1 protein-coding gene is annotated in these 456 nt (G+C 43.6%); it reads left to right on the top strand.

The window, feature by feature from the left end:
- The coding region (locus tag EO120_RS09100) for a collagen-flanked surface repeat-containing protein (RefSeq protein WP_479258339.1) at positions 1 to 456 on the top strand (456 nt) is incomplete at both ends.

Below are 456 nucleotides of genomic sequence, written 5' to 3' on the forward strand. Positions count from 1 at the left end.
TGGAACTCATACCATTACGATTACAGATGGCAATGGTAATCAAACAAGCACAACCGTAAAAGATGGAGCTAAAGGTGACACAGGTGCCAAAGGCGATACAGGAGCCAAAGGTGATACAGGTGCAGCAGGTCAAGATGGTAAAAACGCTACAGCTGATGTAAAAGACAATGGAAATGGAACCCATACCATTACAATTACAGACGGCAATGGCAAAGAAAGCACAACAACTGTAAAAGACGGTGCTACAGGAGCTAAAGGCGAAAAAGGCGATACTGGTGCACAAGGTATCCAAGGTGAAAAAGGCGATACTGGGGCTAAAGGTGATACTGGAGCAGCAGGTAAAGACGGCGTAGATGGTAAAAATGCTACGGCGGATGTAAAAGATAATGGAAATGGAACTCATACCATTACGATTACAGATGGCAATGGTAATCAAACAAGCACAACCGTAAAAGA

Source organism: Veillonella caviae, from assembly GCF_003992125.1.
Classification (GTDB): Bacteria; Bacillota; Negativicutes; order Veillonellales; family Veillonellaceae; genus Veillonella; species Veillonella caviae.